This window comes from Sporosarcina sp. FSL K6-3508, from assembly GCF_038615825.1.
Classification (GTDB): Bacteria; Bacillota; Bacilli; order Bacillales_A; family Planococcaceae; genus Sporosarcina; species Sporosarcina newyorkensis.
The window spans coordinates 470,913-489,207 of record NZ_CP152016.1; the positions used below are offsets into that span (position 1 = coordinate 470,913).

The window sequence follows — 18,295 nt, forward strand, 5'->3', positions numbered from 1 at the left end:
TAAATGGACTATCGGTATAAAATGAATCCTTGATATAATTTTTATGAAGTTTAGGAGGATACTATGGAAGAATCATTAGATATTAAAAAAATGCATGAAAAACCTCCATATGGGGTTATTGCCATACTGTTCATTGGTGCTTTTGTCGCCGTATTGAACAATACATTGCTCAATATTGCTCTGCCTGTCATCATGGATGAATTTTCGGTGCGTCCATCCGATGTACAGTGGTTGACGACGGGTTATATGCTGGTCAATGGGATCATGATTCCAGCCAGTGCGTTTTTTATACAGAAATTCACGAATAAAAAAATCTTCCTCACAGCGATGATACTCTTTACGTTAGGGACCTTTCTGGCAATCGTCGCGCCTACGTTCGGCTTACTGATCGTGGCACGTATGGTGCAGGCATCGGGATCTGCTTTGATGATGCCTTTACTGATGAATGTGATGTTGACAGCGTTCCCGATCGAGAAAAGGGGAGCTGCACTCGGCATGTTTGGTTTGGTTATGTTCACGGCTCCAGCGATAGGGCCGACGCTGTCCGGATGGATTGTGGAGAACTACTCATGGCGGACACTGTTTGAAATTGTCTTGCCGTTCGCAATTTTGACGATCGTCCTTGCGGTGTTCAAATTGAAAAACATTACGCCGAATAGTGATGTCAAATTAGACTTCTTGTCACTCTTGCTTTCAAGTATCGGTTTTGGGGGTCTGTTATACGGCTTCAGTTCTGCAGCCGATAAGGGCTGGGGAGCACTTGAAGTATACGGTACGATCGCAATTGGAACCATCGCCCTTATCATTTTCGTTGTGAAGCAACTGAAAATGGAAGAGCCGATGTTGGATTTCCGTATTTATAAGCATCCGATGTTTGCCTTGGCATCCGCAGTTTCCATCGTTCTATCAATTGCGATGTTCTCCGGGATGATTCTGACGCCTCTTTATGTGCAGAAAGTCCGGGAAATCTCTCCATTCCATGCGGGGTTGCTCATGTTGCCGGGCGCGGTGGTTATGGGGCTCATGTCGCCGGTTACAGGAAAGCTGTTTGATAAATATGGACCGCGTGCACTTGCGTATACCGGTTTAACCATATCTGTCGTCACGACCTATTTCCTGAGTCGTCTGCAGCTTGATACTGGATATTACTATTTGATGATGTTATACACGATCCGGATGTTCGGCATGTCGATGGTCATGATGCCAATTATGACGAACGGTATGAATTCATTGCCAATGAAATCCAATCCGCACGGAACAGCGATGAACAATACATTGCAGCAAGTATCGGGTGCTATCGGTTCAGCATTGTTGCTGACTATCATGACTAATCGCTTGGAGCAGTCGGCTACCAATCAGGCGAAAGAATTGATGGCTTCCGGTGTTGACATCTCAGCAATGAAAGGGGAGATTGAACGAACTGCGATGCTTGACGGCGTCAATCATGCCTTCTTCATCTCTACCCTCATTACGCTTGGGGCCTTAATATTGGCGCTTTTCATTAAACGAGTGGTTCCGCCAAAATTTGAACCTTCTGCAGATGCTGTCGAAGAATTTAAGAAGTAAAAGAAGGGGTTTCGCATGTCGTGGGCATGCGGGGCTTCTTTTTTTTATGTTATAGTAAAAAGAAAAGGTTGTGTTCGATGTGATAGGAAATAAAGAGAAATGCCCGTGCGGAAGTGAAAAGATCGTACAGGACTGCTGCGGCAGAACCGATGGGCCGGGCAAGAATCAAATTCAAGAAGAATTGAAGACTGTTCTGAACAACTACTATGAAACTTCCTTGTCACCTGCAGAAGTTCAAGAGCTGGAAGGCCTGTTAGCGAAATGGGGCCAGCACCTTGGTGAGTGGATGGAAGAAAAAGAGTTGGTGACGAACGTCAGTGATTATTATTTCTTCATCGTCCGAAAAGACCTCTGGCGCCGTCATATCGTGAAGGCACTGAATCGGACGCAGAACAAAGCAGTGCGCACTATACTGAAAAGTTGGCAAAACGCCTTCATTACTTTTGCTGAAGTGACTTCGTCCGACGAACATGTCTACCGAATGAAAGAGATTCTTGGAGACGGTGAATATTTATTGGCAAGAGAACCGGGAGAGCCGGAAGATGTGCGGGCTGTGTTGGCGATCGTGCTGGAAGAATGGCGCAATGACGAACGCTGGGTCATGCCAATTTCTGCGATTGCGGTCAATAAGCATATGAGTGAAGAATTAATAACGAAAGTGCAGAAGCTTGCAGAGGTCAGCGATGAAAAAAACAGCTTTGATTTCTTCAAAAACTATCTTATAGATATTTACGAAGTCGTCTGTCAGTTGGATGCACAGACAATGATGGAAGTAGTTGAGCAGAATTTCACACCGTTGCAGCGTGAAGTGATCGAGGTACTGGATGCGAAGCTCGAGAATGAGGAATTACATCCAGGCGCCTATGAGATGCTGCTTTCATTGATGGCCTATTACTTTACGGAAAAACAACCGAAATTCCGTAAGCCTGAAGTGCTTGCAGCGGCGGCATTTCAGCTCGCAATAGAGGTAAGCATGATGGCAAAAACGTATACGCAGGCAGAAGTAGGAAAATTGTTTGGTGTTTCTGTCTCTTCATTTAGAAAACATACGGATGTCTTGCTGGAGAAAATCGGTGAATTGGAAACGATGATGCAGGAAGGCAATACTTCGGCGACTTATTATGTCGGCATCGATCCACGCCCGATTGAGCAGACGAATTGGCATGTACATATGCTGTCCACAAAGCATGAATTCGCTACGATGGAAGAAGCGCAAGCCCATATCCAAGAAGCGATCCAGCACCCGTTCGAACCGGAAAATCGTCAGCAGGAAGCACAGATGCTCTGCTATATGGCATACGCCGCAGAGACTGCGGAACAGCGCTACGATTTCGCGCAGCAAGCATATGGTGCTGACCCGACGAACGTCGATGGATTATTGCTGCAAGCTCAAATGACCGATTCCAATGAAGAGCAGGAGAAATTCTTGAAGCAAGCCGTTTTCTCTGGCGAAAAGCAATTTGATGACCGTGCCGAAGACGCCTGGGCATTCGCGACGAACCGTCCATACTTGCGTGCTTTACTGAGCTACGGTGTCTGGCTTTATGATAGAGAACGTTACATGGAGTCGAGCGAACTGTTTTTACGCATACTGACACTTGATCTCTACGATCACCAAGGTGTACGCTATCTCGCAATTTCATCCTTAATTTATCAACATGAAATTGGACAAGCCGAACAAGTCCTGAAAGCGGCTGCGGAAATTTCCGAAGGCGACGCAGCTTATCTATATCTGGCGTGGCTGATCGAGATGGAAAAATCTCAAGGGAATTCGGAACAGAGTGCAGAACTATTCAAGCGTGCCGAACAAGCCAACCCATACGTAGGTGCGCTGATCCATACGTCAGCTGATAAAATAAACTATCCAAGAAGCGCCGATCTAAAACCCGGTACTCCGGATGAAGCACAATATATTTGGTACTTGATGTAAGTAAATTTAGCCGCTACGGCAAGTCATTCATCGGACTTGCTGTAGCGGCTTTTTTTGTTTCGTTGCTCGACTTTTTAAAGTGTCCGAGCTAGGTACAGGGTTTGTACATTGACACCGCTTCGCCGCTGGGGGATTGCCTTACGCCATAAGCCAACTAGCAAAGAGCGCGCTAGTTGTCTCATGGCAACGGCCGACCCCGCAGTTGTGGCTACGCTGGTGTGATCAACGTAATCGATGTGGTGTTTAAAGTAGAAATATCTAATATGCATTTTCTGTCAAAGCTAGCTTGCGTAGGGAATGAGCTCCTTTGCTTCCACTCGCTAAACGAAGTCGCCTTACAAGCGGTAGGCGGAGCGATGAGACAGACAGGCGATCTTCCTGACTGGCTCATTGCGGGAGCCATCCGCCAGCGCCGAAGTGAGTTCAGTGACGTCACTCTATTTCTTGATTCGATGCCCAAGCTACTATCTTATATAGTAATCCGAACTAGCTTTTGCAAAGAAAGATAGCCTATTGGCCGCGCTCATTAAACGAAGCCGCCAGCGCCGAAGTGAGTTCAATGACTACACCCAAGCTATCCCAAGCAAGGATTTGGAACAGAAAACAACATGTCAACCCAGATTATTAAGAGGACAAAAGCTCGGAATACCCTACACATTAAAGGAATAGGATAGTATATTGTCGAACAATTCTATATAAGGACAATAACGAAAATCACGCAAATTAGAAAGGAGCAAGACGAATGAAACTGACAAACTATGTGGACGGTGTGTGGCAAAAGGAAGCCGCTAACTACACCGCTGTACTGAACCCAGCAAACGGAGAAGAACTCGCACAAGTCCCGTTATCCTCAGCGCGAGACGTGGAAAAAGCCGTAGCGGCTGCTAAGGAAGCACAAAAGAAATGGGCGCTCGTCCCGGCACCGAAACGTGCAGACTACCTCTATGAAATCGGCCGAATCATGAAAGAGAAAAAAGAACATCTCGCACAAGTGCTGACAAAAGAAATGGGCAAAGTGATCGAGGAAGCGCGTGGCGAAGTCCAAGAAGGAATCGACATGGCCTATTATATGGCAGGCGAGGGACGCAGACTCTTCGGGGAAACAGTCCCGTCCGAACTGCAGGATAAATTCGCCATGAGCGTCCGCGCACCGATCGGCGTAGTCGGATTAATCACGCCTTGGAATTTCCCGATCGCCATCGCCACATGGAAGTCCTTTCCGGCAATCGTCGCCGGCAATGCATTCATTTGGAAGCCTGCAACCGAGACGCCTTTGATGGCATATGAGATGGCATTGATTTTTCAAGAAGTCGGTTTGCCGCATGGTGTAGCGAATATCGTTTTCGGATCCGGAGCTGATGTCGGAACGGCGATGATCGAACATCCTGATGTGCGGGTTATTTCCTTCACGGGTTCAACGGAAACCGGTCGTCATGTCGCGGAACTCGGCGGCCGCCATCTGAAGAAGGTTTCATTGGAAATGGGCGGCAAGAATGCGGTCATTGTCATGGATGATGCGGATCTGGATCTGGCTGTCGAAGGGATTTTATGGAGTGCATTCGGAACAGCAGGCCAGCGCTGTACTGCATGCAGCCGTGTCATCGTACATGAAGACGTCAAAGAAGAACTGCAGCAACGCCTCGCTGAAAGCATGCAGGGGTTGACAATGGGAGATGGACTGGATGAATCGGTGAAGGTCGGCCCAGTCATCAATGTGAAAGCGCTGGAGAAAATCGAGAGTTACATCGAAATCGGCAAGCAGGAAGGTGCAAAATTAGTGGCGGGCGGAAAAGTTTTAAATGAAGGCGAATATGCCAAAGGACATTATTTCGAACCGACGTTATTTTCAGATGTTGCGTGGGATAGCCTTTTGGCACAAGAAGAGATTTTCGGTCCGGTCGTCTCTCTTATCGCAGTCAGTAGCTTGGATGAAGCAATTGAAGTGAATAATAGCGTTGCGTACGGATTATCAAGCTCAATTTTCTCTCAGGACGTCAATAAAGTGTTTCAAGCACAACGAGATCTAGATACGGGAATTGTTTACATTAACGCAGGAACGACAGGCGCGGAGATTCATTTGCCGTTCGGCGGGACGAAAGGGACAGGAAACGGCCATCGTGATTCAGGCGTAGCGGCGCTTGACGTCTTTACGGAGTGGAAGAGTATTTACATCGACTACAGCGGCAAGCTGCAGCGTGCTCAAATCGACACGGAATGAACTACAGAGAGAAGGGATGAGCAGATGAAAGTTGTCGTATTAGGTGCAGGATTGATGGGTAAAGAAGTCGTACGAGATTTAGTAAAGCAGGACGAAGTGAAGAAAGTCTATTTGGCGGACCGGGCAATTCGGCAGGCAGAGGACTTTGCGGAGCAACTGATGTCCGACAAACTCGATATTTTATTGCTTGATGCACGTAATGATGTTCAGCTGAGCGATGTCATCGGGCTCGGAGACATTGTGGTCAATGCATTATTTTACACATTCAATGAAAAAGTGGCCCGCTGTGCAGTGGAACGTGACGTGCATGTCGTCGATCTTGGCGGACATATCGGCGGTGCGACGGAGAAGGTGCTGGCCCTTCATGAGCAAGCGGCCGCTAAAGGCGTGACGCTCATTCCAGATCTTGGCGTGGCGCCGGGAATGATTAATATATTAACAGGATACGGCGCTTCGAAACTTGATGAAACGGAAACGATTAAACTTTATGTAGGCGGTGTGCCTGTGAATCCGAAACCGCCGCTGGATTACAATGTCGTATTTTCATTGGAAGGATTGTTCGATCATTACACGGATCCGTCCCGTGTGATCCGGCAAGGCAGTATTACGGAATTGCCCTCATTATCGGAAGTGGAAGCGTTGGAATTCGATCGCTATGGCATGATGGAAGCGTTCCATACGTCTGGCGGTACATCCACTTTACTAGAGTCATTTCCTGCCGTGCAGACGCTCGAATACAAGACAATCCGCTATCCGGGACATGCGGAAAAGGCCAGGTTGCTCGTGGATCTTGGATTACTATCAAGAGAATCCACGATCCAAGTGGACGGCAGACCGCTGCGTGTGCGTGATGTCATGATGGCGCATCTGACCCCGCAATTGCGTCTTGGAGATAAGTCGGACGCCGTACTGTTGCGTGTGCACGTGAGCGGAACGAAGGATGGCCAACCAAAAACAATTACGTTCAATATGATCACAGAAAAAGATTCATCGACAAATGAAACCGCAATGGCTCGTGCGACTGCCAACACAATTTCCGTAGTGGCGCAGATGATCGGAAACGGCATCATCACGAAAAGGGGCGCCCTTCCGCCAGAGCAAATTGTGCCGGGAGCATTATACATTGAAGAAATGAAAAAGCGCGGAGTAGTCATCGAGGAAAACTAGATTCATTGTAAAGGAGGACATGAAGATGGACTTTACATTTACAGATGAACAGAAAATGCTAAGACAGACAGCGAGGCAGTTCGTGGATGCTGAAATTATGCCGAATATCGCAAAATGGGATGCACAGGGTGGGTTTGATCCGACGATTTGGAAACGTCTTGCCGACCTAGGATTTATGGGTGTTTGTGTTCCCGAAAAATATGGCGGCAGCGGGATGGACTATAATTCCTTGGCGATTTTATGTGAGGAACTGGAACGCGGTGATACGGCTTTTCGTACAGCTGTTTCCGTGCATATCGGTTTAAATTCTATGACACTGATGCAATGGGGAACGGAAGAACAGAAACAAAAATATTTAGTTCCGCAGGCGGAAGGTGAGAAAATCGGCGCGTTCGGATTGACAGAACCGGGTGCTGGATCAGATGTAGCAGCGATTCAGACAACCGCGGTTCGTGATGGAGACGACTATATATTGAATGGGCAGAAAACGTGGATTTCGCTCTGTGATTCGGCAGACCATTTCCTCGTTTTTGCCTATACCGATAAGTCTAAAAAACACCACGGCATCAGCACTTTCATTGTCGAGCGGACAATGCCGGGATTTTCATCGAAAGCAATTAAAGGGAAATACGGAATCCGTGCAGGAAATACGGGCGAACTATTTTTTGAAGATGTTCGAATTCCTGCAATGAATTTGGTAGGTGAAGAAGGAGAAGGTTTCAAGATTGCGATGGCCGCTCTTGATAATGGCCGATTCACTGTAGCAGCAGGGGCTGTCGGCTTATTGAGTGCTTGTCTCGAAGCAAGCATCAAGTACTCGAAGACCCGCGTAACATTCGGCAAGAAAATCGGTGATCATCAACTCGTCCAGCAGATGCTTGCGAAGATGGAGGCCGGCTACCAAATGAGCCGTCTTCTCGTCTATCGTGCAGGCGAATTGAAGAACAAAGGAATCCGAAACACGCGCGAAACATCCCTCGCAAAATGGCAAGCATGTGATTTTGCCAATCAAGCCGCAGATGACGCAGTCCAAATCCACGGTGCGTATGGCTATTCGGATGAATATCCGGTCGCTCGTTATTTACGGAATTCGAAAGCGCCGGTTATTTATGAAGGCACTCGGGAAATTCATACAATCATGCAGGCGGAATATGTCCTTGGCGAACGTAGCGATAAAAAATTAAATCGCATGTTGCCAAAGTGGCCATTTGAGGGATAATAGCAAAAAGGCTGCCCGGAAAGTCATGGGGAAAAGACTTTCCGGGCAGTCCCTGTTCATGCTATTACTATATTTGTGCAGTCCGCGCTCATAAAACCACTAGATGCGCTCATATTCTACTTCAGTGCGATCATACTAGCATAGATCTCGATCATACAGATACTCCGCTCGCTCATAACAGCCCCAAATGAGCCCATAAAGTACTATTTCATTTCCAGATGCCTTGAATGAACTGCACCAAAAGCCATTAAGAACCAACAAAATCTCCACCATCAACATGAATCGTCTGGCCGGTCATATAGCTGGAATCCTGCGATGCCAAAAATACATAGGCGGGCGCATTTTCAGCGGGCTGACCGCGTCGTTTCATAGGCGTGTCCGCTCCGTGTTCCGCTACTTTCTTCGCATCGAATGTCGCCGGGATGAGCGGCGTCCAAATCGGCCCGGGTGCAACAGCGTTGACTCGAATGCCTTGCTCTGACAAGCTGAGTGCCAATGAACGCGTAAAGCTTGTAATGGCACCTTTTGTTGCGGAGTAATCAATCAAACCAGGCGATCCATTATAAGCCGTGATTGAAGATGTATTGATGATGCAATCGCCTTTCTCCATATGCCCGACCGCGATTTTTGATAGATAAAACAGACCGAAGAAATTCGTTTCGAATGTCTCTTTCAGCTGATCACTCGAAATGTCTTCAATGGAGTTTTGAGGAAACTGTTTTCCTGCATTGTTGACCAAGACATTCAATTTGCCGAAGTCCTTGATAACTTGCTGAATCAGCTGCTGGCAATTCTCTTCTTTACTTATGTCAATCTGATATTTCTTCGCCTTACCTCCGTAGTGCTCAATCAATTCGACGGTTTTATCCGCATCCTCATCTTCCTGATCGGCTAAGTAGGCAATCGCCACGTCCGCACCTTCTTTTGCGAATGCAACTGCCACGGCACGTCCGATCCCGCTATCCCCGCCAGTGACCAGGGCCGTTTTTCCTTTCAATTTATCGGCACCTTTGAAGTTCGGATCATCATAAATCGGAGCAGGGTGCATCTCTTCTTCTACACCAGGCTGCTCGGATTGGGTCTGTCCAGGTACTTGTTCGTCTATTTTTTCATATTTATCTTTCGCCATATTGCATCCTCCTCAATAGAATTTCACTACCAGTAGTATTCCCGGATTGTAATCGGACAAACATGCCGTACTGGCAATAAAATTTTTCCAAGCAACAACTCTGCATGGTACAATGAGGAAATCAACTATTCTATAACAGCTAAGGAGTGCGTCTTTATGAATTTTAAAACTTCCAAAAAAATGTCGATTTTCCCGCCTACGATTTTCGGTGAACTGAAGGCAGCGGCGGCAGCGAAGAAAGCGACGGGAGAGAATGTCATCGATCTGAGCCTAGGCAGTCCTGACCTTCCACCGGACGAGCGCGTACGCCGAGCGCTGTCCGAGCAGAGCGCCTTGGTATCGTCGTACGGCTATACACTTGGAGGAACAAAGAGATTCCATGAAGCTGTCGCAAATTACTATAAACGAAGAACGGGAGTCCTTATCGATCCTGAAACAGAAATACTGCAGACAATGGGCTCGCAGGAAGGTCTCGTTCATCTGCCGCTTGCATTTTGTGATGAAGGGGACTATGTCTTGACAACGAACCCTGCGTACGTTGCCTATGACGCAGGCATCAAATTAGCGGGGGCTGTGCCCTATTACATGCCGTTACTAGCAGAAAACGACTTCTTGCCTGATTTGAATGAAATCCCGGAAGAAGTCGCGAAAAAAGCAAAACTCCTCATCCTGAACTTACCAGGTAATCCGGTACCCGCAATGCCGAGTGAAGAGTTCTTCAAAGAAGTCGTAGCGTTCGCGAAGAAACATGAAATTATCGTCTTGCATGATGCAGCGTATTCGGAATACTATTTCACGGGTGACCGGCCTGCAAGCTTCCTGACTACACCAGGCGCAAAAGAAGTAGGAATGGAAATCAACTCTCTATCGAAAAGCTTCAGTCTGGCAGGTGCACGGATTGCATATTTCGTCGGGAATGCAGAGATGATCAAAGTCCTCCGAGAACTGAAATCCAATCTCGACTATGGCACGTTTGGACCGATCCAAGAAGCCTCAGCCATTGCACTCGATCACGGTGAAGAAATCACCGATCGTTTGCGCGCAGAATTCTCCAAACGCCATCACACCTTAATGGAAGGCCTTGCGAAACTTGGTTGGGAAACTACTCCATCTGCTGGTGGTATGTTCGTCTGGGCGAAATACCCGTTTGAAATGGATGATAAGCAATTCGTTTTCGAAGCCATCAAACAAGCAGGAGTCGTCATGGTGCCAGGAAGTATTTTTGGCACGGCGGGGGAAGGCTATGTACGAATTGCGCTAGTGCAGAAAGTGGAATTGATTGAGCAGGCAATTGAACAGCTTGCGAAAATGGTGACTGTTGAAAGCGTAAAAGTAGATTAAATACCACGTTACAAACGGAGAACTAGCCTTAGTTATCTCTAGGCATAACTATGAGGATTTATTTATAGAAGACATTATTCATAAACGAAAAACGCCAATCCGACTAGGAAAGGCGTTTTCAAACTTTAATTTATTCACCAGCAGATACGTGTCCTGAAATCCAGTTTCAACCGATAATGCTTCTGCCTAAGAGTAGCAGCAACCTTTCCTAAAATCCTTTATCAAAAGTGTTGCCCGTTAGTGGTACATCTATTTAGTACTTACCGAGAAAATGTTTATCTCGCTTTAATTGGCAAATCAAATGATAAAAAATCGGGCAGTTGTTGTTCACGCTTGTCGAGCATGATCTGTTCCGGCTTGATGCCTTGTTCACGCAGTACTTCGATGTTCTGCAAGAGGAATTCATCGCTGCCGACTACATAGAAGAGTCCCTCCTTGTCGGCGGCAAGATTTTTCACTTCTTCATAGTAGTCTTTACGATTATCGACGAACTGTGATGTGAACTTCTTGTCAGGTGCAGATTCAAAAATAGTAGTGAATAAGAAATCTTTTGATGAATCGATGTTCAAGGAATGCATTAGATTGACGTGTTGAGCACTATTGAAATACTCAAGTACAAGCGGTCTGAAAGTTGCCAGTCCAACACCTGATGACAGCAGGTAAACATTTTTTTCTTCTCTTTTAAGCGGTACATTCGAATGTGTTTTAAATATTGCAACTTCATCACCGACTCCAAGACTTCTTAAAGTCATTTTAAACTCAGAGCACTTTTCTCTGATGCGTGTGGTGATACCGATTGAATTTTCGTTCGGTAAAGTAGAGATTGACATGTGTCGAATCAGGCTGCGGTTTGGTTTATCTCCGGCATTAAAACCTTCCAATGCGAAGTGGGTGTGGGAACCTTCTTCCCATGTAAAGCCTTCCGGGCAGTCGAGCAAGTACGTTTTAACCTCAGGTGTTTCTTCAATGATCCGGTTTATTTTAGTCCAGTATATTTGCATTAGATAGTCTCCTTATTCAATTATATATGTTGTTAACATCCAATATACCATAAGTGATAATGATTCTCAATTAAACGGATTGTTATTTCAGTTAATCAGTTGCAGGTAACTATTATGTTTGTTCAAACTTCATGATAGTTTAAACAACCATAAAAGTATTAATATTCGTGTTTGTTTGATGTGCAGGCACGGCGCGAAATATTCGCCTGGTTCAAGAAGCGCCGGTCATTGCACTCGATTACGGAGAAGAATGCATCAATTATCTATGCGCTGTGCTTTTCAAAAAAATCCTACTTTAATGGAGGCCTCGTGAAATTTGGCTAAGAAACTACGCCGACTGCTGGCGGCATGTTTTTCTGGGTAAATTATCCATTGGCGATAAGCGACAAACAATTCTTTTTGAAGCAAAAAAACAAGCAGGCGTTGTCATGGTTTCAGGAAGTATTTTTTGTACGGCGGGGGAAGGAAGAATGGAAGGGTACTCTGTAATACTAAAGATAAGTAATGGTACATGGTGACTTATCTCATCATGGCTTGTTTATAATGTTACACACATTATAAAAATGCGTATAGTTTTATTAAAAGGTTAAACATTTTACACTTATGGAGAAAAGCATTAGATTAGAACCAATGTTCTATATTGTAGGGGATAATAATTGTATTGGTATGAGTATTGTCCGAAACATGTTGAAAGTAAATATCCGCTATTAGTATTTAAAGATGACCAGCCCTTTCTACCTTTGACAGATTATGACCAAGATTGTTTAGGGCGAGTTGATAAGAGTTCTGCAACATCTTATTTAAAGTGCATATTAGAAAGAGGAATTGGTGAATAGATTAATTGCAGTTGAAAAATCTGTTATAGAAAACCAAGAGCGATGGGTAACAAATCAATTTGATCAGTTCAAGTAGATGATTAATGAATTGAAAAATAGCATCGTTAAATCATTTAACAAGGCTATTTTAACTATCTTGTTCTACAATCGCGCCCGATTGCTTAATCCTCTAATTCATTATTTTTCTTAGCAGAACGCTTTAAAGAAACCAAATCGAAAAGGAAATATAAAAGTGTGAAAACTATTGGAAGAGCAATCATGTCTATTCTTTCATAGTAGTTAGTTGGAATCCCTTTAACGATTACGAAAATAATGAAAAATAGAACACCGACTAACAAAGCACGCTTGCCAGCAACACGACGTTCCTCCTTATAGCCTCGCTTGTTCGATACTTCTGTATGTTCTATTCCTGAAAATATATAACGAAAATACGTATATCCTACCATAAGCATTGGAAACATCATAAGAATAAAAGTTACTTCTGTTGAGTCCAAATTCCACTTTAACCAGTAATTGTTTAAAGCAGATCCCAACATCAATAGCCCACCCATTAGGAATGCTGCTTCGGCCATAAAATATAAAACCCTTAATCGTTTGTATTCATCTTCTGGTAAAAATACATTTAAAAATGAAAGTATCACTTAATCACCTTCCCAAAATAAATCATCTAATGTTTTATTTAATGCTTTGGAAATTGCGATACACAAGTTCAAACTGGGATTGTACTCTCCTTTTTCAATCAATCCAATTGTTTGCCTTGTTGCATTTACTTGTTTCGCAAGTTGCGCCTGGGTTAAACCTGTTTCTACTCTTGCCAATTTCATTTTACTTACCATATGCTCACCTACATAATGAAATATATATCTAACATTCCGTTAAGTTTACCTTACATTAATTTTTGCTGATATGCAAGATAAATATTGCGTGAAATTAAAAAAGCCGACTTCTTATAAAAGAAATCGTCCCCTACCTTTGTGAATAACCACCCTACAATAATTTAACCTAGATCACAAAATGGCCCAATTGTTGAAAGGGCGCAAATCCTTCTTCAAGAATTGCGCCTGATTGTTTGTGATGGGTTTTCTGTGTCCCCAAACCTTTAAAACGCCAGTTAAGAGAAGTCTATGGAATGATAGATAAAAGATAAATTTTAAAAAATTTGTAACGAAATAGTTGGTTGAGGTATTAATACTATGAACAACAAGGAAGTGAGGGCAGTTATGAATAAGCTAGAGGAAGAATATGAAGAGATCCATCCGAAAATCTATGCGTTTTTTTATTCCAAAACAGGAAATCGGATGACTGCTGAAGATCTTTGCCACGATACCTTTTATGAATCATGTAAAAATATTGTCTCTTATAATGGACATTCCACCTTGTCGACTTGGGTGTTCTCGATTGCGATTAATTTATTAAAAAAGTATTACCGAAAAAACAAGTATCAGCAAAGCTTAATGCAAAAACTTGCAACTCTTCCGGAGACTGAAGTTCATTCACTGGAAGAGTTGGCAGAAATTAATGAAGACACAAAAATACTCTTACATCATATCTCGAAACTGGATGACGCCTCTAGGGAAATCATATTGCTGCGCATTTACGGAGAACTGAGTTTTGCAGAAATTGGCGTCTTGGTCGGCAAATCAGAGAACTATACACGTGTGACTTTTCATCGGTTGAAATTAAAGATCCAAAAATTAATGGAGGTGACTTTATGAACAAAGAATGTACAATTGTGCAAGACCTTTTGCCGTTACACGAAGAAGACTTATTGCAAGCGGAAACAAAACAATTTATCGAGGAGCATTTGAAAAGTTGCCAAGAATGCCGCCATATCGCAGGGCAATCACAAATTCCCCTGCCTGCGGAAGTAAATCCCGTCGGTGCTTCTAAAAAAATGATTCGGAATATAACCGTGAAATTGACGACAATACAGATTTTCTTTGTAGCAATTGCCTTTATATTGGCGATGAGCACGGCCATTATGAATAATAGTGGCTTTATCCTAACCTATACCACTTTGGGTGCGGTATCGTTTCTGTTTTACCGATCGGTCCTCATTACGGTCCTGCTTGCGGGGGTACCGAATTTCATATGGAATTGCTTGTTATATATGACGGATTGGTTCGGCGAATTTTATGCTGAAAGTTTTTCGGAAGCTCTTCAAATAGCACTGACCAGCTTAATTGTCCACCTGCTATTTACTTTTATCGGAATCATTATCGGCTTTAGCATTCTTAAAACAAGAGAGGAAATTTAATTATGAAAAAGAAAATAATATACAGTGTAATTGCAATTACATTAATTGCGGTCATAGTGTTCGCTTACATGCAATTCAGCGGAAATACAATTGACAAACACAAGGCAAAGGAGAGTCTGGAAAAGTTTTTAGAACAAACTTATCCGGACTTGGACTACGAAATCAAGCGGTCCGTAGGGTATGGATGGACTGATGGTACTTATCGTTTTAAAGTAGTGGAAAAGGAAACAGCAGGAGTTGAAACCACTTATACGTTCTATGTCTCTGCTTTCGAACCGTATGAAGTTTTTAGTGATACGATCCATGAATCCAACATAGACAAAGAGGCATCCGAAAAGCTAAGCGCAGAGGCAGAGAAGTATCTTCTAACGCTCCTCCGGAAAAAAGTTCCGCAAATCGATTCGGTAGACACGGATGTAGAAGTATACGACAAAGCTGTTATGGAATGGACGCCGAAGTTGAAAACACCCAAGCCGATTCTTATCATGTTGGAAATTGAAAAAGGCGATTTGACGAAAGAACAAATGCTACAACAGAGCAAGAAAATACAGAAGCAATTGAATAGTAAATCCATCGATTATTCTTTAGCTGAGGTAGGGTATATTAGCGTCATCAATGGTGAAAAAACTTATAATTGTTACGTTAGTTTTACACCAGAACAGGAATTAACCATAAAAGATGTAAATTAAACGGTAAGGAATAAAAACATTTAGTCAATAAAAGTTTGAAAACACTATAAGCATGTCCAGTGATCTGATAGAGTTGATCCCATTATCGGCTTTTACAATTTGTCTTAAGAAGAGTAAACGCACAAAGTGAATTTTAACACTATCTTTTGGTTTGTAGTGCTTTTTTTCGGCCATAACTTACCCGACGGATTCCCCAGCTAATTATCAAAAGCTGGGAACTTTATTTAAATATAGTAGGGGGAATAAACCGGCATCAATAGTTTATACATATCAATTATAAACCGAAGGGCTGTCCAGTCTCTCAAATAAAGCGGACAGAGCTGCATAAGAAGTGAATTTGTAATGTGCTATATTGGAATTGCTTCAACTAAAAGATGAGATCTTTCCGAAATCGAGGAACGATTGCAGAAAATTTTAGGATGAAAATAATCAAACTTTTTCAAGGAGATCTTTACTTCTTCATTCGATTCCTCGACATAACCCTTCAGTTTTAGAAACCCAAAACTGCTTGACCTTTAACGAAATTGTGAGACCATATTTCATTTGAATCAGGAACATTTCGCATCAATAATCTGGCTCGTTTGTTGAAGAGCTATCAATATCATAGTACCATATTTACCCGTTTATTAGGCATCAAAAAAGTGCTACGTGCTAAATGTTTCTACTACACGTTATGGTCCGATACGACATAAAAGAGATCGTCAATGACGATCTCCTGTTGTTCGATTAATCTAGCTTATATAATGTTATATATTATATGAAGGATGCTGATGTATCAAGAGAAACATGTTAACTCTTTACTTTTAATAAAACCGTTTACTGCTCTTCTTTTTTAATTGTAAACAAAGATGGGTCAAACCAATCCCGACAATCGTCTAATGAATGAAGGGGGACAAAATACATGATTAATGATGACGGAGAACTCGACAAAAGAGCGTTGCTGGACTCATTCATCCGTGATTACGGCGATGATCTGAAACGCATAGCCTACCTGTACTTGAACGACTTGGCGGAAAGTGAAGACGTTGTCCAAGAAGTTTTGATCAAAAGCTATCATCAGCTCGATCAATTCCGTCATGACTGTACTTATAAAACATGGCTCATCCGAATGACCATCAACCAATGCAAAGACTTCACCAAACGCTGGAGCTTCCGTAATATCTTCTACCGGCAAGAACTGGATGAAGTCCATGATCACAACCTAACGGAAAACCTATACATAGAACAGGAATCGTCCTATGAAATGAGTCAGCAACTTGCGAAACTGCCAGCTAAATACAAAGAAGTCCTCATTCTATTTTATTACGAAGAATTGACGATGAAGGAAATTAGTGAAGTACTGCAGATCAACCACAACACCGTAAAATCACGATTGCTAAGAGGAAAAAAAGCCTTGAAAGACAAACTCGAAAGGAGTGATTGGATTGGATGAATTCGACCGTAAAATCTCAAGAGAAATGAAGCAAAGAGTACAAGGGATTTCATTGACGGATCAAGGAAAAGAACAAGTGCAAAGGGAGATTAGGCGTCCGTCCGACAAAACCAGAAAAAGAAGCTACTTCACCTGGACCGTAGCCGTTGCAGCCGCCGCATTGTTTTTGTTTCTGACAATACCGTTGTTGCAGCAATCAATATCAGAACAAGACTCTGGATCACCACTGCCAGACGATTTCTATGATGGGATGGAAAAATTGGAACTCAATGTGCTAGAGGAAAAGAAACTAGATGACGGCACTACTGAATATATGATCGAGGTAAACAATGGTACGAAGCGAAATATCCGACAGGCTGTCGTATCCATCAGCTTCGATATAAAATTAGAAAACGGTATAGCAGGAAATCCGTTTAAGCAATCTTGGGGAATCCCGCAAGACATAGAAGCAGGACAAAAAATTACGATACCGATGATCACGGACGCCGGCATATTTAAAGAAGTTCATGTCAATACCAGCTCCGCCACCCTCGATTTGGTGGGTTACTTGGATGAATTAAAACCAGAAAATATCTTTAGTGCGCACCAATCAAACAGTTCTATTAATGGTGAAGGAAACGTTGAATAAAAGTGATCAAGACTAATGTATTGCGAATGACAGCTTTTTGGAATAATCTCAACGGACAAGTTGCTGCCCTGACACCGGTTCTCATTTTTGCTCTACGCCAGGCTGTTGGAATAGTAAGTCTAGTTTTTAAATCCACTATCTAATCAAAAGGTATTTAACAATGTTACGAAAAAAATTCTCAAACCCCTTGCATCTTCCCACAATTCAGTGTAGTATAATGACCTAGTGACCATAAACGTTTTACGGTCAATGAGCGAGGCGAGGTGAAGAAGTGGATCGCAGACAGGAAATCTTACTTGCAGCAGAAAAATCATTCTCACTATTCGGCTACAAAGCCACCACCATGGACCAAGTCGCAAAAATTGCCAATGTCGGAAAAGGAACCATCTATACATTCTTCTCAAACAAAGAAGAACTGTTCCAAGCCATCGTCAGGCAAATGGTTGAAGAAATGCGGCGAGTGTCCGAAGAAAGTACAATAGCAGGCGCTTCATTTGAAGTAAATGCCCATGCGCGGCTCATGCAACTGCTAAAATTCAGAGAAACTCATCAGCTGTACGTTAAGCTGATTGAAGAAGAAAAAGAATTGCGGACACCGATGGTCAGCGAAGTACTGGCATCTATAGAGGAAGAAATCATCGAATTCGTCCGACAGAAAATTGAGCGAGGAATTTCAAAAGGAGAGCTCAAGCCGTGTAACAGCGAACTGGTCGCTTACTTGTTATTCAAATCCTATCTGGCACTCGTCGTGGATTGGTCGAAAACCCATGATCGACAGCTGTCAGAAGAAGAAATCGCACAGTTATTAAGCGATACGATTTTTTCAAGTCTCTTAGTTTGAGACTTTTATTTTTACAACGCAATGACCGTTTGAACTTTATA

The 18,295-nt window shown here is 43.3% G+C and carries 17 protein-coding genes; 13 read left to right on the forward strand and 4 right to left on the reverse strand.

The window, feature by feature from the left end; all coding sequences use genetic code 11:
• Nucleotides 1-63 precede the first annotated feature (63 nt).
• The 6 genes from MKX97_RS02220 to MKX97_RS02245 all read left to right on the forward strand — a co-directional run bounded on the left by MKX97_RS02220 (nt 64) and on the right by MKX97_RS02245 (nt 8,100).
• On the forward strand, nt 64-1,566 hold the full coding sequence (locus MKX97_RS02220) for an MDR family MFS transporter (protein WP_078817440.1): 1,503 nt from the start codon (nt 64-66) through the stop codon (nt 1,564-1,566).
• 79 nt (nt 1,567-1,645) lie between these two features.
• Complete coding sequence (locus tag MKX97_RS02225) at nt 1,646-3,496, forward strand: hypothetical protein (protein ID WP_342536845.1); 1,851 nt, start codon at nt 1,646-1,648, stop codon at nt 3,494-3,496.
• A gap of 173 nt (nt 3,497-3,669) precedes the next feature.
• Nucleotides 3,670-4,005 carry a hypothetical protein gene (locus MKX97_RS02230; RefSeq protein WP_342536846.1) on the forward strand — a complete coding sequence of 112 codons (336 nt, stop codon included), beginning with the start codon at nt 3,670-3,672 and terminating at the stop codon, nt 4,003-4,005.
• A gap of 233 nt (nt 4,006-4,238) precedes the next feature.
• Nucleotides 4,239-5,714: an aldehyde dehydrogenase family protein gene (locus MKX97_RS02235; RefSeq protein WP_078817436.1), complete on the forward strand. Its 1,476-nt coding sequence runs from the start codon at nt 4,239-4,241 to the stop codon at nt 5,712-5,714.
• Between the two features lie 24 nt (nt 5,715-5,738).
• Nucleotides 5,739-6,881, forward strand: a complete 1,143-nt coding sequence (locus MKX97_RS02240) for a saccharopine dehydrogenase C-terminal domain-containing protein (RefSeq protein ID WP_342536847.1) — start codon at nt 5,739-5,741, stop codon at nt 6,879-6,881.
• Between the two features lie 25 nt (nt 6,882-6,906).
• The gene (locus MKX97_RS02245; protein WP_342536848.1) at nt 6,907-8,100 is read left to right on the forward strand and encodes an acyl-CoA dehydrogenase family protein; all 1,194 of its coding nucleotides are present in this window, start codon (nt 6,907-6,909) and stop codon (nt 8,098-8,100) included.
• A gap of 247 nt (nt 8,101-8,347) precedes the next feature.
• Here the strand turns inward: MKX97_RS02245 and MKX97_RS02250 are convergent, their stop codons facing one another.
• Nucleotides 8,348-9,229 (reverse strand): SDR family oxidoreductase, encoded by an 882-nt coding sequence (locus MKX97_RS02250; RefSeq protein ID WP_221835200.1) that lies wholly within the window; start codon nt 9,227-9,229, stop codon nt 8,348-8,350.
• Nucleotides 9,230-9,385: 156 nt separating this feature from the next.
• Between MKX97_RS02250 and MKX97_RS02255 the strand changes: the two genes are divergently transcribed.
• Entirely contained in the window at nt 9,386-10,570 is a 1,185-nt protein-coding gene (locus MKX97_RS02255; RefSeq protein ID WP_342536850.1) for an aminotransferase class I/II-fold pyridoxal phosphate-dependent enzyme, read from the forward strand.
• Between the two features lie 275 nt (nt 10,571-10,845).
• On the opposite strand, the gene MKX97_RS02260 is transcribed toward MKX97_RS02255, so the two are convergent.
• From MKX97_RS02260 to MKX97_RS02270, 3 genes are all read right to left on the reverse strand, one after another.
• Nucleotides 10,846-11,571: a dihydropteridine reductase gene (locus tag MKX97_RS02260; protein ID WP_342536851.1), complete on the reverse strand. Its 726-nt coding sequence runs from the start codon at nt 11,569-11,571 to the stop codon at nt 10,846-10,848.
• 997 nt (nt 11,572-12,568) lie between these two features.
• Nucleotides 12,569-13,048 carry a hypothetical protein gene (locus MKX97_RS02265; RefSeq protein WP_078817431.1) on the reverse strand — a complete coding sequence of 160 codons (480 nt, stop codon included), beginning with the start codon at nt 13,046-13,048 and terminating at the stop codon, nt 12,569-12,571.
• Nucleotides 13,049-13,243, reverse strand: coding sequence for a helix-turn-helix transcriptional regulator (locus tag MKX97_RS02270; protein WP_078817430.1), 195 nt, complete (start codon nt 13,241-13,243; stop codon nt 13,049-13,051). It abuts the gene before it with no gap.
• 384 nt (nt 13,244-13,627) lie between these two features.
• Between MKX97_RS02270 and MKX97_RS02275 the strand changes: the two genes are divergently transcribed.
• From MKX97_RS02275 to MKX97_RS02300, 6 genes are all read left to right on the forward strand, one after another.
• The gene (locus tag MKX97_RS02275) at nt 13,628-14,122 is read left to right on the forward strand and encodes an RNA polymerase sigma factor (protein ID WP_342536852.1); all 495 of its coding nucleotides are present in this window, start codon (nt 13,628-13,630) and stop codon (nt 14,120-14,122) included.
• Nucleotides 14,119-14,664, forward strand: coding sequence for a zf-HC2 domain-containing protein (locus MKX97_RS02280; RefSeq protein ID WP_342536853.1), 546 nt, complete (start codon nt 14,119-14,121; stop codon nt 14,662-14,664). The genes MKX97_RS02275 and MKX97_RS02280 overlap by 4 nt, the downstream gene beginning before the upstream one ends.
• Before the next feature lie 2 nt (nt 14,665-14,666).
• Nucleotides 14,667-15,353: a hypothetical protein gene (locus tag MKX97_RS02285; RefSeq protein ID WP_221835195.1), complete on the forward strand. Its 687-nt coding sequence runs from the start codon at nt 14,667-14,669 to the stop codon at nt 15,351-15,353.
• A 901-nt stretch (nt 15,354-16,254) separates the two neighbouring features.
• The gene (locus MKX97_RS02290) at nt 16,255-16,785 is read left to right on the forward strand and encodes a sigma-70 family RNA polymerase sigma factor (protein ID WP_342536855.1); all 531 of its coding nucleotides are present in this window, start codon (nt 16,255-16,257) and stop codon (nt 16,783-16,785) included.
• The gene (locus tag MKX97_RS02295; RefSeq protein ID WP_078817425.1) at nt 16,778-17,413 is read left to right on the forward strand and encodes a hypothetical protein; all 636 of its coding nucleotides are present in this window, start codon (nt 16,778-16,780) and stop codon (nt 17,411-17,413) included. Before MKX97_RS02290 ends, MKX97_RS02295 begins: the two co-directional genes overlap by 8 nt.
• A 271-nt stretch (nt 17,414-17,684) precedes the next feature.
• The gene (locus tag MKX97_RS02300; RefSeq protein WP_078817424.1) at nt 17,685-18,254 is read left to right on the forward strand and encodes a TetR/AcrR family transcriptional regulator; all 570 of its coding nucleotides are present in this window, start codon (nt 17,685-17,687) and stop codon (nt 18,252-18,254) included.
• The last annotated feature ends 41 nt before the right edge of the window (nt 18,255-18,295 follow it).